The sequence below is a fragment of the Micromonospora sp. DT201 genome (assembly GCF_049841575.1).
GTDB lineage: Bacteria > Actinomycetota > Actinomycetes > Mycobacteriales > Micromonosporaceae > Micromonospora.
The window spans coordinates 158,614-172,310 of the sequence record NZ_JBNCKP010000003.1 but is presented as its reverse complement, the minus strand read 5'-3'; the positions used below and the strand labels follow the sequence as shown (position 1 = coordinate 172,310).

At 70.3% G+C, this 13,697-nt stretch carries 12 protein-coding genes; 4 read left to right on the top strand and 8 right to left on the bottom strand.

What is annotated here, in order from left to right; genetic code table 11:
• Window positions 1-31: 31 nt before the first annotated feature.
• Together ACLQ28_RS07735 and ACLQ28_RS07730 are read right to left on the bottom strand one after the other, a co-directional pair.
• Window positions 32-1,291: an MFS transporter gene (locus tag ACLQ28_RS07735; protein ID WP_425685506.1), complete on the bottom strand. Its 1,260-nt coding sequence runs from the start codon at window positions 1,289-1,291 to the stop codon at window positions 32-34.
• The gene (locus tag ACLQ28_RS07730) at window positions 1,288-1,998 is read right to left on the bottom strand and encodes a siderophore-interacting protein (RefSeq protein WP_425685505.1); all 711 of its coding nucleotides are present in this window, start codon (window positions 1,996-1,998) and stop codon (window positions 1,288-1,290) included. Before ACLQ28_RS07730 ends, ACLQ28_RS07735 begins: the two co-directional genes overlap by 4 nt.
• Window positions 1,999-2,079: 81 nt before the next feature.
• Here ACLQ28_RS07730 and ACLQ28_RS07725 point away from each other — a divergent pair, with 81 nt between their 5' ends.
• Window positions 2,080-2,643: a GNAT family N-acetyltransferase gene (locus ACLQ28_RS07725; protein WP_425685504.1), complete on the top strand. Its 564-nt coding sequence runs from the start codon at window positions 2,080-2,082 to the stop codon at window positions 2,641-2,643.
• Between the two features lie 138 nt (window positions 2,644-2,781).
• Here ACLQ28_RS07725 and ACLQ28_RS07720 read toward each other — a convergent pair whose 3' ends face one another.
• Window positions 2,782-4,674 (bottom strand): sigma-70 family RNA polymerase sigma factor, encoded by a 1,893-nt coding sequence (locus ACLQ28_RS07720; protein ID WP_425685503.1) that lies wholly within the window; start codon window positions 4,672-4,674, stop codon window positions 2,782-2,784.
• Window positions 4,675-4,994: 320 nt separating this feature from the next.
• Here ACLQ28_RS07720 and ACLQ28_RS07715 point away from each other — a divergent pair, with 320 nt between their 5' ends.
• Both ACLQ28_RS07715 and ACLQ28_RS07710 read left to right on the top strand, forming a co-directional pair.
• A complete protein-coding gene (locus ACLQ28_RS07715) occupies window positions 4,995-5,180 on the top strand; it encodes a hypothetical protein (protein WP_425685502.1) in 186 nt (61 codons plus the stop codon).
• A 236-nt stretch (window positions 5,181-5,416) separates the two neighbouring features.
• On the top strand, window positions 5,417-6,229 hold the full coding sequence (locus ACLQ28_RS07710; RefSeq protein ID WP_425685501.1) for an RNA polymerase sigma factor SigF: 813 nt from the start codon (window positions 5,417-5,419) through the stop codon (window positions 6,227-6,229).
• A 10-nt stretch (window positions 6,230-6,239) separates the two neighbouring features.
• Here ACLQ28_RS07710 and ACLQ28_RS07705 read toward each other — a convergent pair whose 3' ends face one another.
• Window positions 6,240-7,307, bottom strand: coding sequence for a DUF2855 family protein (locus ACLQ28_RS07705; RefSeq protein WP_425685500.1), 1,068 nt, complete (start codon window positions 7,305-7,307; stop codon window positions 6,240-6,242).
• A gap of 69 nt (window positions 7,308-7,376) precedes the next feature.
• Window positions 7,377-8,591 carry a PP2C family protein-serine/threonine phosphatase gene (locus ACLQ28_RS07700; RefSeq protein ID WP_425685499.1) on the bottom strand — a complete coding sequence of 405 codons (1,215 nt, stop codon included), beginning with the start codon at window positions 8,589-8,591 and terminating at the stop codon, window positions 7,377-7,379.
• Window positions 8,592-8,866: 275 nt separating this feature from the next.
• On the opposite strand from ACLQ28_RS07700, the gene ACLQ28_RS07695 reads away from it, so the two are divergent.
• On the top strand, window positions 8,867-9,865 hold the full coding sequence (locus ACLQ28_RS07695) for an ice-binding family protein (protein WP_425685498.1): 999 nt from the start codon (window positions 8,867-8,869) through the stop codon (window positions 9,863-9,865).
• A 56-nt stretch (window positions 9,866-9,921) separates the two neighbouring features.
• Here ACLQ28_RS07695 and ACLQ28_RS07690 read toward each other — a convergent pair whose 3' ends face one another.
• From ACLQ28_RS07690 to ACLQ28_RS07680, 3 genes are read right to left on the bottom strand one after another with little or no spacing between them, the layout of a single operon-like run.
• Window positions 9,922-11,412, bottom strand: a complete 1,491-nt coding sequence (locus ACLQ28_RS07690; protein ID WP_425685497.1) for a glycoside hydrolase family 130 protein — start codon at window positions 11,410-11,412, stop codon at window positions 9,922-9,924.
• Window positions 11,409-12,461 (bottom strand): glycosyltransferase, encoded by a 1,053-nt coding sequence (locus tag ACLQ28_RS07685; protein ID WP_425685496.1) that lies wholly within the window; start codon window positions 12,459-12,461, stop codon window positions 11,409-11,411. The genes ACLQ28_RS07690 and ACLQ28_RS07685 overlap by 4 nt, the downstream gene beginning before the upstream one ends.
• Window positions 12,458-13,594 carry a glycosyltransferase gene (locus tag ACLQ28_RS07680; RefSeq protein ID WP_425685495.1) on the bottom strand — a complete coding sequence of 379 codons (1,137 nt, stop codon included), beginning with the start codon at window positions 13,592-13,594 and terminating at the stop codon, window positions 12,458-12,460. Before ACLQ28_RS07680 ends, ACLQ28_RS07685 begins: the two co-directional genes overlap by 4 nt.
• Between the last annotated feature and the right edge of the window lie 103 nt (window positions 13,595-13,697).

Sequence of the window (13,697 nt, the reverse complement as noted above, 5' to 3'; positions counted from 1 at the left end):
TCGACGACGATTGTCGCGATCAGGGCTGCGGTCACGCCGCAGCTTTGACGCCGTCCACGGTTGGGTGCCCTGCCGCCGTGCCGGCGACGTGACCAGGTTGGTTCGGGAATCGCCGCTGGTGGGCGAGGCCGAGGGCGACGCCGGCCGCCACCAGCACGATCGCGGCGACCGCGACCGCCGGATAGCCGACCCGGTCGGCCGCCGCGAGACCGATGGACGCGGCCACGAACGAGCAGACCAGGCCGAACGACGACAGGACGGTGAAGTCGGTGCCGCCGGTGTCCGGCCGCGAGTAGTCCATGTTGACCGTGTAGAGCACGACGTTGGCGATGGTGTAGGCCACCATGAAGCAGCAGAGCGCGGCCACCGTTCCACCCAGCGGCGCGCGCCCGTTCATCAACGGCAACAGCAGCAGCGTCGACACCGTGAGGGCCACGCCGCCGACCACGAGCACGCCGCTGCGCCCGAACCGCCCGATCCCGAGCCCCGCGACCAGACCCGCCACGATGGCCGGTGCGCTGGTCACCACGCCGCTGACCACGCCGATCCGGCCCAACGACCACCCCGCGTCGACCAGGGCCGGCGTCACCAGGGCGTACGCCATGCCCGCCCCGACGTAGACCAACGGCACCACGCCGAACGTCCACCACCGGCAGCCCGGCTGGCCGAACACCGACAGCAACGCCCGGTAGGCGGTGCCGACCCGGGCCACCCGATCGGTACGCGGAGGCTCCCGGAACCGCCACACCACCAGCAGGCCGACCGCCGTCATCGCGGCCAGCAAGCCGACCGCCGGCACCCAGCCGAACTGGTCGTAGACCAGGACGCAGGCCCCGCCGCCCAGCAGGTTGCCGAGATAACTGGCGGCGACCTGAATGCCGTTGCCGGTCCCCTGAGCCGACTCGGCGAGCATCCGAACGGCGACGGCATCCACGGCGATGTCCTGCGTGGCGGAGAAGAAGACGTACGCGGCGCAGATGGCGATGATCGGGCCGAGCGCGTCGGCCGGGTTGGAGAACGGCAGCAGCGCCAGCAGGGCGAGCACCAGTGCGCTCTGGAGCACGAGCAACCAGGATCGGTAGTGGCCGCGGTGCCGCGAGCCGTACCGGTCGAGGATCGGCGCCCAGAGGAACTTGATGGGCCAGATCAGGCCGACGATCTGCAACAGCGCCAGGGTGTCCAGCGAGGTGCCGCCGTCGCGCAGGATGGCGGTCAGCCCGACGGTGATGAAGCCGACGCCGAGGTACTGGGTGACGTACAGCGCGGTCAGGGTGCCGAGCCGACCCTTCATGCGACTTTCCAGTAGCCGAGGGCTGTCAGCCGGTCCTTGCCCACGCCCAGCGTCCGCCGGATGTGTCGGGTGATGCCGCGGGTGGTGGCTGCCTCGCAGGCCACCCAGTAGTGACCCGCCCCGGTGCCCGGCAGGGCCGCGCAGACCGTGTCGACGAGGTGTTGACCGTCGTCGCGCCGAGGCACCCAGGTGACGTCGTGGTGCGTCCGGGCCCGTGGCACGAGTGACTTCTCGCCCTCGTGGGCGTACTCCAGCCAGACCGTCGCCGGGATGTCGGCACCGGCGTCGAGCAGGCTGTTCACCGCGGGCAGGGACGCCGCGTCGCCGACGAGGTAGAGGTGCTCGGGCGCGGGGTCGGGCAGCTCGAACGCGCTGCCCTGAACGGTCGCGCTGATGGTGTCGCCAACCTGGGCCGTGGTGGCCCAGCGGGCGGCACAGCCGTCGTGGATGGCGAATTCGAGGGTGAACTGGCCGGTGGCCGGGTCGGGGTCCACCAACGTGTACGCGCGCTGGTGTGCCCGGCCGTCGTTGTCGAACCACAGTCGGATCCACATCGTGGGGTGCACCTCGCACGCCTCCAGCAGGCCGCCACCGTCGAGGAGGAGCCGCTGGTAGTGCCCGTCGATCGATTCGGTGCTCAGCACGGTCAACCGAAAGTCCCGGCCTCCCATGGCCTTGAGGACCAGGGCCTCCCAGTTCCGTTTCACGAACCCCTCCAGGTAAGGTCATCCTTGGTTAGGGGAGGTTAACCTAAGTTGCGCCCCCGATGGAACAGAGGACAGCGCCCGATGACGTACCTGGAGAAAGTCGCCGGTCTCGGTGAGTTGTCGTTGCTGACCGTGGACCCCGACCGGCACGCCGCACTCCTGCACGACTGGGTCACCCGACCCCGCAACTCCTTCTGGGGCATGGGTTCCCACACCCCGGAGGAGGTACGCGAGATCTACGCCTTCGTGGACAGCCTGCCGACGCACCACGCGTACCTGATCATGGTTGACGCCGAGCCGGTTGGCCTGTTTCAGACCTACCAGCCCGAGGCGGACCCGGTCGGCGAGCGTTACCTGGTGCAGCCCGGCGACGTGGGGATGCACCTGCTGCTCAGCCCCGACCGACGCCTCGCACGCGGCCTTACCAACGTCGTCGGCCCCGCCCTCGCCCGGTTCCTCTTCGGTGACCCGGCCGCCCAGCGGATCGTGGTCGAGCCGGACATCCGTAACCACCTCGCCCTGCGCCGGCTCGAGATCGAGGGCTTCACCTTCGACTCGGAGATCGACATGCCGGACAAGCGCGCCCAGCTCGCGTTCCTGACGCGCGCTCGGTTCGAGTCGAATCACCCGATCGCAGCGGGCTGACCGTCCAGGGCGTCCAACTTCCGGTGTCGACCGCGCCAGTCTCACCGAACTGCGCGGCGCGCCCGACGCCCAGGTGCCGGGCATCGAACACAGAGCGTTCGGCCCTGATCTGGCGCTCATTCACGGGTCCTCCCCTGCTCAACGGGCGGCCTGGAAGGCGCGGCCGACCAGAGTCGCCTCGGCGCCGTCGCTGAACAACCCGGACCTGTCCTTGTCGGTGGCGGGCAGACCGAACCAGGCGTAACGCTGCACATAGGACAATTGGCCGAGCATGGCGGTGGCCGCGGTGAGGAAGGCAGCCTGCTGCTCCTGGCTCGGGAACTGTTGACCGCCGCCGTCGAAGCGGATCAGTGCGAACTCGGTCAGCCAGATCGGTTTCCTGTACCGCTGGTACACGGCCTGCAGATACTGCCGGAGCTGGTTGACCGCAGTGGCGGTCGCGAAGTCGGCGCCGAACCAGTGCAGCGTGATGAAGTCCACCCGGTGACCGCGGGCCTGGGCACCGGTCATGAACCTGTCCAGCCAGCCTTGCGGCTCCGGGCCGCCCCAAGCGACCGCCGGGCTGCCCAGCCTGCTGCCCGTCGCCATCAACTGCGGCCACAGCTCCAGCGCCTGCTCGACGGTCATGTTCGCCTGCTCGGGCAGGTCCGGCTCGTTGAAGGTGAGCAGATCCGGCCCGGCCCCCTTGGCCCGGGCCAACTCCGCCGCGGTGACGTTCTCCGCACTGCGGATCATGGGCACGAACGTCACACCTCGTGGCGTGCTGACCCCCGGATGCTGGGTGCCCCAGGTGTAATACCAGCCTGCCTTGGAGTTCGCCAACGCCTGACTGGCCCCGCCGAAGTTCCACACCCCGACGCCCTTGCGCGCGGAGCTGACCGCTGGCGCGGCCGGGGCCCTCGACGAGGGTCGCGCGCTCGGTGAGGGTGCACCACTCGGGGAGGCGAAGACGGTAGGTGCGGGCGCGGGAGGCGGCGGGGCAGCCCACGAGGGTGCGGCCGGATCGTCCGGCAGGATCACCACCGCCAGGGTGATGGCGAGAACGGCGGCGACCACCCCGGCGGCGAGGGATGGAACAAGGCCACGGGGCCGGTTCACCGCAAGGTCGACGAGGCTCTGGCCGCCGCCCGCGTCGGTGGGCACACCGCCCGTCGGGGCTTGCCCGGCCGCGTGCTCGGCGGTCAGGCCCGGGGGGTGGTGCCCGGCAGCCTGCGACGCCGCCTGTGGCACGGCGCTCGGGAAATGTGCGCTGAGACCCGCCGGCAGCGGCAGCAACGGGAGGCCGGCGAGCAGCCGGTCGATCGGCAGGAGGTTGGCGCCCAGTCGTGCACAGGACTCGCAGTCACGGACGTGCCGGGCCAGCCGCTTGCGCCACAGCGGGCTGGGAGTGCCGTCCCACTCGGCGGCCACGGCCCGCAGGTTCGGGCAACCGGGGCGGGCACGCAGCGCGCGTACGACGCCTCGGGCGCTCTGGATCTGCTCCTTCATCCGGTGGATCCGCACCGCGACGTGCCCGGGTGACAGCCCCAGCGCGTCGGCGACCTCAGTTCGATCAATCTCGCCGGTCTCCTCCAGCCACCACAGCGAGAGCAACTCCTGGTCGTCCTGGTCGAGCCAGCGGGTCGCCTCGGCGACCTCACGTCGTTGGTCGGTGAGACCGAGCCGGAGGATGGTCATGCCGGCGAAGTCGGAGGCAGGATCGGGCACGTTGTGGATCGCGTCGAGCCCGGCGTCGCGGTTGAGCGCGACACGTCGGCGCTGCTCCCAGTCGCGCACCTGGCGGATGGTGATCGCCACCAGCCAGGACCGGTACGCCGCCGGGTCGTTGAGCGCGGGCAGGTACCGGATCACCCGTACCAAGGTCTCCTGGACCACGTCGTCGACGTCGGCGTGACCGCGGAGCGCACGCCCGACGATGTTGTAGACAAGCGGAAGCGAGGCCGCGACGACGTCGTCGAGCGCGCGCTGGTCGCCCTGTCGGGCCGCGACGACCAACCCGACATCGGGTAGTGCTCGACCGGCTGACGACATGGGTGTCACTCCTTGTGTGCGCATCGGCGCGGCGCCCACGCGATGTGCGCTGACCGCCCTCAAGATCGGAGACTCGCACCAGCAGGTTGGATTACAGAATTCTCTGGCCGCCGCTGGACCAGATGCGAGCCGGGGCCCGCCAGTGGTGCATAGGGGTCGACGACGCCGGGTATGGTGCGGGGTGTCGGTGTCGCCGGGCGTTCGCCCGTGAACGAGACACCCTGATCGGGCGCCAGTGTGAGCGCCGCACCGTCCTGAGGTCGCACGGCGAGAGTTGCCGGGCCCGGGACGCACTCCTTCATCGAAGACAGGAATCCTGCATGACATCGAACGACAACGGTCGACCCGCCCTGTTTCTCGCCACGTCGAATGCCGACGGGCTCGACGGGCCGGCGGTGACCTTCGACAGCAGTGAGGAGGCCATGCGGCGTCTGCGCCACCCGTTCGCGGTGAAGCCTGCCCCGCACGCCCCGGCCGCTGGCGACGACACCGATCGGCGCGGCTGATCCAGCGGGCCCGCACTCACCCAGAAACACGGTGTGAGTTCATACTTTTGGCTAGTAGTTAATCAATCTTTCGGGTAGTGTCCGGGTCATCAAATGAACGACATGACGCGGTGGCGAGGCCCGTGATCGTGGCCTTGCGACAGCGCATTTCGCCCGTACGTGCGCTCCGGCGACAGCCGGTTCGGAGATCTTCCGGTCGATCCGATCGACGGGCATATGCGGGAAGGACCACCCTCATGGCCATCACCGTCGGAACCGCGACCAGCACCCGCTTCGGCCAGCCGAGCAACGACCAGAGCCCGGACGACCTCCTGGCCGCCCTGGCCACGACCCAGGCGAACGACCCGCAACGACCAGCCCTGCGGGACCGCGCAATCGAGGCATGGCTGCCACTCGCCCGGCATCTGGCACGTCGCTACGCCGGGCGCGGCGCACCCGACGAGGACCTGGCCCAGACCGCCTCGGTCGGGCTCATCAAGGCCGTGGACAACTTCGACCACAGCCGAGGCGTCGACTTCACCGGGTACGCCATTCCCACGATCATCGGTGAGATCAAGCGGTACTTCCGGGATCGCACCTGGGCGGTGCGGGTGCCCCGCCGCCTCCAGGAGTTGCGCCTCTCGATCAGCGCGGCGAACAGCACCCTGACCCAGACCCTCGGTCGCTCGCCGACCGTGGCCGACATCGCGTCCCACCTCGACCTGTCCGAGGAGATCGTCCTGGAAGGGCTGGAAGGTGCGCGCGCCTATCGGGCCACCTCGCTGTCCACCCCGGTCGGTGCCGACGGCAACCGGGAACTCGGGGACACCCTCGGCGGCGACGACCGCGAGTTCGACCTCGTCGAGATCCGTGTCGCCCTCGGCCCGGCCCTCGCCACGCTGCCGGAGCGCGAACGTCAGATCCTGAGCCTGCGCTTCCGCGGCAACCTGACCCAGGCCCAGATCGCCGACCGGATGGGTGTCTCGCAGATGCACGTCTCCCGGCTGATCACCCGATCGTTGGCCACGCTGCGTCACCACCTCGCCAACTCCGACCACAGCGCGTTCTGAGGCCGACGCGTCACAGTTGAGCGACGTGACCCACTCGCGGCGGCGTACGACCTGCGAGAACGTCGAGCCACGCGTGTTGGAGGGCCTCCGGCCCAGCACCGACCTGGACGTCGAGCCATTCGCTCACGACGACGGTGAAGCGTTGCCAGGCCTCGGTGAACCGTTGGTCGAGCCCATCGCGACCCCAGTCGTGGCTGCGCTTGCGCATCTGGACCGGTGCGAAGAACACCTCTTCGGCAGCGTCGGCGTTCGGCGTCTGGTTGGTGAGCCCGACCGCGATGTCCCGGACGAGCCGGTCGCCGAGGTGCCGACGCAGGGCGGCACGGGTCGAGGGCGCGCCGGACAGGTCGAGGTAGACGGTCGGGACCGCGTCGAGGACGCCGATGTCGTCGTACGAGACGACCTCGTCGTAGCAGCCGAGGGACCGGGTGAAGGCCACGTTGCCCGGTGAGGTGAGCCCGACCAGGCGCGGCCCGCGACGGCGCAGCTCGAACGCGGTGGCGTACGCGGTCTTGCTCGAAGCCGACGACACCAGCAGCGACTCGGCACCGTAGAAGTCGTTGTCGACGACCTGGTCGGCCAGCATGAACGAGGTGAAGAACAACGGCCGGAACAGGATCAGCAGATCCTCCTGGTCGGGCTGGTACGCCGGGTCCCCGGTGGTCGACCGGTACGCGTTGTAGGGCGACGGCAACGTGGCCCGGTGCGGGCTCGCGTCGCGGAACCCGGACGCGTCCACCCGGTCCGGTCGCACCAACAGGTGCCCCGCGGGTGGGAGGTAACCGTAGATCCGCTGCCCCACCTCGACCCCCGCGACTGTCGACGCGACCACGTCGGCGAAGCCCCACAGCGGCGGGAGGCCCCACTGACCCCCGAGCCCATGAGACGTCGGCGGGAAGAACTCCCAGTAGCGCATCGAGTCGCCGAGCACCGCGTAGGTCACGTTGTTGGCGGTGAGCCCGACGCGGTCCACACGTAGCAGCGCTTCGCCGTCGGCCACGGCGGGTGTGGCGTCATCGACGAGCGTGGTCTGCCCGAGGTCGTCACGTGCCACGGCGAAGGTCCATGAGTCACCCATGAGGTGACGCTAGACAGCCCTCCTGGCGGAGACAAGTGCACTGCGAGTGCAAAATCCCACTGGGTGCGGTCAGGGTCGGAGCTCGGCGAGGTCGCGGAGGTGCGCGAGCGGCAGGTGCGGCGGCCGCCACTCCACGAAGAGGGCCGTGGCGTCGTCCTCAAGCTTGTCGTCCTGGTACGCGACGACGGCGCGCACCAGCCGACGCATCGTCTCCGGGCTGGGCAACCGGTCGTTGAGGGCGCGGTTGACGAAGTCGACGAGCCGGTCCAGCCCGAACTGCTCCCCGTCGGCGCTGCGCGCATCGGTGATGCCGTCGGTGTAGGCGAGGATGCGGTCGCCCGGGTGCAGATCCTCCACATGCACCCGTGGGCGGTGCGCGGACAGGTGGCCCAGCCCGAGCGGCAACGCGGTCGGCCCCGGCAACTCCCGAATGGCCTTGCCGTCGCGCAGCAACATCGCACCGGGATGACCCGCGTTGATCATGCTCAGCCGGCCGGTCTTGCGGTCCAACTCGATGATCAGCCCGGTCGAGAAGAAGTTCGGGTGCTCTGAACGCACCCACCGGTCGATGCTGATCGCCGTGTCGACCAGGTCGAGGCCACACCGGCGGGCATTGCGGTAGGCGCTGACCACAAGTGAGGCCAGGGTGCTCGCCTTGATGCCGTGCCCGCAGGTGTCGAAGAGCCCGACGCTGAGCACGTCGTCGTTCAGCGCGTAGTCGAAGATGTCGCCGCCGACGTCGTAACACGGTTCGAGGATGGCGGTGATCACCAGGTCGTCGGTGGCGAAGGTCAACGGCGGAAGCAGGCCCCACACGATCTCGGCCGCGACCTGCATCGGGAGACGCCGCCGCATCCGCTCGACCACGTCACCGTAGAGCCGGCGGTTGACCAGGATCTGGGCGACGTTGACCGCCACCTCCCAGGCTGGCCCGTCCATGGTCTCGTCGGCGGCTGCCGGCGAGACGATCTCCAGCACGCCCATCCGTTCGCAGCCGAGCAGCAGTGGCACCCAGAGCCGATCCGGGTTGTCGGGCGCGCGCTGGATTTCGAGGTTGGTGAAGGCCCGGCCCGCGAGGGTCGTCTCGATCGGCAACTCGTCCCGGACGAGACCCGCGCCGAGCAGTGGCACGAGGAGAGACTGCGTGTAGTCGGCGAGATAGATCACGATCTCACTGGCGTCGATGGCGGGAGCCGCCCGGGCGACCAACTGCGACAGCTCGTCCGGCCCACCTCGGTGTGCGTTGAGCTGCAGCCAACGCACCACCTCGCCGACGTCGACCACGCTGCGCCTCCCCCTGCCCTCCCCCGACCGTGCGGCCACGGCAGGACAAGCGGTGAGGCTACCTTGCCCCGCCGCGTTCCTCCCCGTGCCGATCGCCCACTCCCGGCCGATCCAATACCCCTTCGTCCCCACCCGCCTCACCCATCTCGCGGATTTTGCAACCTTTGCGAATTAGGTGTGCAAAAGTCCGATTAAGCAAACCCCTGGGGTTCGGTGCGGCCTCCAACCGCCGCACACCCGGCGTCTGGTGAGATGCCTTCGCGAAAGGGCACGTAGTGACAACCAAACTGTTGAGCCATCCGCGGCGCGCGGCCATGTCCGCACTGGCGGCCGTCGCCGCCAGCGGTACCGCCGTCGCCATACTGATTTTCAGCGGTACCGGCGCGAGCGCCGCCGAGGCACCGGTCAACCTGGGGACAGCGGCGAACTTCTCCGTGCTGGCCGGCTCCATGGTCACCAACACCGGGCCGACCTTCCTCGCCCAGGACCTCGGCGTCAGCCCGGGCAGCGCCGCGACCGGCTTCCCGCCCGGCCTCGTCGGCGGCGAGACGCACCTCGGCGACGCCGTCGCCCTGCAGGCCAAGAACGACCTGACCACCGCCTACGTCGACGCCGCCGGACGGACGCCGTTCACCAATCTTCCCGCCGAACTAGGTGGCACCACACTGGTCCCCGGGGTGTACCGGATCGGTGCCGCTCAGCTGACCGGAGCCTTGACTCTCAACAGTCAGTCCGACCCGGGAGCGGTGTTCATCTTCCAGATCAGTTCCACCCTCACCACCGCGTCCGGCAGCAGCGTCGTGTTCATCAACGGGTCCTCGCCCTGCAACGTCTACTGGCAGGTGGGCAGCTCGGCCACGCTCGGCACCGGCACCCAGTTCGTGGGCAACATCATGGCCCAGGAATCGATCACCATGAACACCGGTGCAACCCTCCAAGGCCGCGCCCTGGCACGGACGGGTGCCGTCACCCTGCAGACCAACACCATCAATGCCCCCGTCTGCCTCCAGCCGACGGGGACACCGACGGGGACACCGACGGGGACGCCGACCGGTACGCCGACCGGTACGCCCACGAGCACGCCCACCGGCACACCGACCCAGCCCACGGGTACGCCGACCGGCCAGCCCACGCCCACCCGCACGAGCCTGCCCGTTACCGGCGGTAGCGGCGGTAGCGCTCTGGTGCCCGTCCTGAGCGGGATCGGCGGCGTCGCCGTCGTCAGCGGCGCAGCCCTGCTGCTCCTCTACCGACGCCGGACGACCAACTCCTGACCGAAGTGCCCCGGCGGCCGGCGACAAACCGGCCGCCGGGGCAGCACCACCGACGATCATCCGTCCCCATCGCTCGTCGGTGGGGATTCCACCATCGCGGCGAGGAGGGCGGCCACCGGCACGGTGGCGAAACCCACCCGGGTGTCACTCGCCCCGTACGGCAACCACAGCTCACCGTCGTGGATGACCGCTCCGCACGAGTAGACGACGTTGGGTACATAACCGTCCCGGTCGTTCTCGTCGGGTGACAGGAGCGCACCGGGAAGGCGCGCGACGACCCGCTCCGGTCGATGCAGGTCGAGCAGGAGCGCACCGATCGCGTACCGGCGCATCGGCCCGACACCGTGGGTGAGCACGAGCCAGCCGGCGTCGGTCTCGATCGGAGACCCGCAGTTGCCGACCTGGATCAGCTCCCAACTGTCGCGCGGAGCATGCAGCGGGGTCGGGGCCTGCCAGCGGTTCTCGCCGTCGAGGACGGTCAGGCCAATGGTCTCCCCGTCGGCGCGGCACAACGCCAGGTGCCGGCCGCCGACGGTACGCGGAAACAGCGCGAGACCCTTGTTACGGGCACCCGGCCCCCGCATCGGGGTCATCTCGAAACGGCGCAGGTCGTGGCTGACCAGCGCACGGGTGGCGATGCTCCGGCCGTCGTAGGCGGTGTAGGTGGCCCGGTACACCGGCCCGGACTCATCGACGAAGCGGACGAACCGCGCGTCCTCCATGCCACTGCTCTCTGCCGGGGTGGCTGGCCAGAGCACCCGTTGATGCAGAGCCGTGTCGGCGGGGAAGGCCGTGGCATAGCTACCGGCGTTGGTGCGACGCAGTTGTTCCAGGGTGCCCAACCCGGTACTGCGGGAGAGCAGATCCGGTGGGAGTTTGCCGAGCACCCGCTCGAAGGTGGCCTCGTCGTACCACTCGGGCAGGGCGTCCAGCGCGGTGGCGGTGACCTCGTTGTCGCAGTCCTCCTCGGCGAGGCCGGCAGCGAGCAGGTCCCGGCGGTGCCGTACGCCCACCCGCTGCCCAACGGCCAGCGGGCCGGCCCGGTCGGCGACGCTCAGCTGTCGCCCAGGTCCGAGGACCGCGGTCGCGAACCCGATGGACGACACGTGCCCCTCGCCGATCTGGCGCAGGCTGACCGCGACGCGCAGCTGCCCGGTGCCCAGATCCGTCTGGTCGGGGTGGGCCACCATCGACGGGTTGCACAGGGCAGCGGCCTCGACGGCGTACTCGTGGCTGAAGTAGGCGCCGACCAGCAGCCGGCTGGTCGGAGAGAGATCCCGGGCCCGGGCGGCCCGATGCCGGACCAGGTCGTAATGATGGTGGAACGTGCCGGCCAGGTCGCGGTGCCGGGCACCGAAGCGGTCGAGGGTGTCCCGCAACAGCCGGCCGGTCTCCTCGTCGTCGAGGTGCGCGACCCGGTCGATGAGCGCCCGCGCCCGGGTGCGCACCACCGCCGCGTCCTCACCCGGGACGAAGAGCTTGACGATGACCCGGTGTGGATCCGAGGCGAGAGTCACGTCCTGCCGGACGGCCTTAACCCCGGTCACGACCACCGTCGCGCGTGCTGCAGGGTGGAGATCAGTGCGAGGGTGGACTCGGCGCCCTGGTTGAGGTTGGGCCCGTGCGGGGTCAACCCGTCGTAGCCTCCGCCGGTCTCCGGATCCCACATCGGCGTGCCGATGTCGTTGTCGCCGAGGAACCACCCGACCGCCTGCCGCACCCCGTTGTCCCACTCGGGGTCGCCGGTGACCGTGGCCGCCGTGGCGCAGGCATCGGCGAACGCGGCGACCTCGATCGGCTGCTGGTCGTGGTGCAGGCGTACCGCGCCGTGCCGCCACCCCCCGGCGGGTACGACCGACAGCCGCCCGTCGAGGAGTTGGACGTCGCGCAACCAGGCCAGCATCCGCAGGCCCTCGTCGAGGGGTGGGCCACCTTCCCGCAGTTGGCTGGCGACGATGACCACCTCGGCGAGAGCCGCGTTGGCGTAGGTCAGCTTCTGCCGTGGCCACGGCCACCTCGGGTCGGAGCCCGGGGGGCCGACCGTGCTGGCCGCGTCCGCCAGCAGGGACGCGGCGACGACATGACCCGGGTGACGGCGGAGCACCTCGGCCGCGCCCAGCCCGGCGAAAGCCATCGCGTGTGGGAACTTGGTGCGCCGGGTCGCACCCCGGCTGAATGCGACAAGCGCCTCCTCCCGTACCCAGGGCGCGGGGCTGCGGGCGACGGCCGTGCCCAGGCCCCACAGCGCCCGGCCCCACCAGTCGCCGAGCCCTGGTTCGTCGGCCCACTGCCGGTCGTGCCCGAGCCGGTTGCGGAAGGCGCCGCCGGCGTCCTGCGCATGGGTCAGGAACGCGAGGTAGCACTCCGCGAGCCGCAGCAACGCGTCGCTCGGCTCCGGCTCGCGGCTGATGACGACCAGGCCGCGGGCGACGTCGTCGGTGCAGTAGCCGTGCTCGCGACGGACGATGGCGTGCCGGGCGTGCTCGAAGAGACCGGTGTCGTCGCTCATCCGGGCCAGGTGCGCGAAGCTCGGCGCGGGCGCTGTCACCCAGCGCCCACGCGTCGCTGTCCAGGGCCGGCCGGTGGTCGCGGTCATGCCGACAACGCGCTGACGACGGGCCGGCGGAGGTCAGAGAGGTCTTCGGCCAGCGTGCCGTAGCGGGCCGCCACCGCCGGCCAACGCAGGTGCGCGGCCAGCGGCCGCACCCGACCGGCCAACCGGGCGGTCAGGCCGGGTTCGGTCAGGACCCGCCGGATCGCCACGGCCAGCGCCGCCGGATTCTGATGAGGTACGACCAGACCCGGCCCGCCGGTCAGCAGCTCGACGGCGTGCGGGAACGCCGTCGCCACAACGGGCACCCCGGCGGCCACCGCTTCGATGAGTACGCCGGAGGTGACCTGTTCGCGGGAGTCGTAGGGCAGGACGACCACGTCCGCGGAGCGGATCAGTCGGCCCAGTGCCTCCTGGTCGTGGTAGACGTCCTGGTAGTCGACGGCGTGCGCGATGCCCAGTTGGGCGCCGAGCTGGTGCAGCCCGGCCCGGTACGCCTCACCGTGGTGCTCGATCACCTTCGGGTGCGTCCGCCCCGCCACCGTGTAGGTCGGTGTCGGTTCGAGATCCTGCAACCGCGCGAGGGCCCGCAACGACCACTCGACACCCTTGCCGGGGCCGAGTAGCCCCCAGGTCAGCAGGTGCGGGCGGGTACGCCGCTCGACGGGTACGCGGGCAAGCTCGACGGCACCGTGCGGGATGACCGTCACCTTGCCCGCTGTGACGGCGTATCCGACGAGCAGTCGGTCGCGGGCGGTGTCGGTCATCGTGACGACCGCCCCGGCGGTGGCCACGATCTGCTCCAACAGGGCTTTCTGCCGGGCCGAGGGCTGGCGGAGCACGGTGTGCAGGACCACGATTGTCGGCACGGTGAGCCGCCGCAGCAAAGGCAGGACGTCCTCGCCGTCGTTGCCGGGGTAGATGCCGTACTCGTGCTGAACGATCACCACGTCGAAGGCGTTCAGGGCAGCCGCCGCGTCCCGCCAGCCGGCCGAGGTACGCGACGACCACGTGTGCACGACCCCGGGCACCGGCCGCTGATCGTCGCCGTGGTCGGTGACCCGAACGATGCCGCCGCGCGTGCCGTCGGCTGTCAACTGGGCAGCGAGCGCAGAGTTGAACGTGGCCAGGCCGCACCGGGTCGGTGGGTGGGTGCTGAGAAATCCGTAGCTGGGCATGAAACTCGGGCCTTCCGGTTGTCGGCTGGCCCCGCAGTTCGGGGCGAGCCTCACGCGGGAACGGCGCACCCCGGTCAGCGTGTGTGACCGGCGGAACGGGCTG

Coding starts and splice junctions, on each gene's coding strand:
- ACLQ28_RS07735 (WP_425685506.1), bottom strand. CDS start 1,291: ATGAAGGGTCGGCTCGGCACCCTGACCGCGCTGTACGTCACCCAGTAC.
- ACLQ28_RS07725 (WP_425685504.1), top strand. CDS start 2,080: ATGACGTACCTGGAGAAAGTCGCCGGTCTCGGTGAGTTGTCGTTGCTG.
- ACLQ28_RS07720 (WP_425685503.1), bottom strand. CDS start 4,674: ATGTCGTCAGCCGGTCGAGCACTACCCGATGTCGGGTTGGTCGTCGCG.
- ACLQ28_RS07715 (WP_425685502.1), top strand. CDS start 4,995: ATGACATCGAACGACAACGGTCGACCCGCCCTGTTTCTCGCCACGTCG.
- ACLQ28_RS07710 (WP_425685501.1), top strand. CDS start 5,417: ATGGCCATCACCGTCGGAACCGCGACCAGCACCCGCTTCGGCCAGCCG.
- ACLQ28_RS07705 (WP_425685500.1), bottom strand. CDS start 7,307: ATGGGTGACTCATGGACCTTCGCCGTGGCACGTGACGACCTCGGGCAG.
- ACLQ28_RS07685 (WP_425685496.1), bottom strand. CDS start 12,461: ATGACCGCGACCACCGGCCGGCCCTGGACAGCGACGCGTGGGCGCTGG.
- ACLQ28_RS07680 (WP_425685495.1), bottom strand. CDS start 13,594: ATGCCCAGCTACGGATTTCTCAGCACCCACCCACCGACCCGGTGCGGC.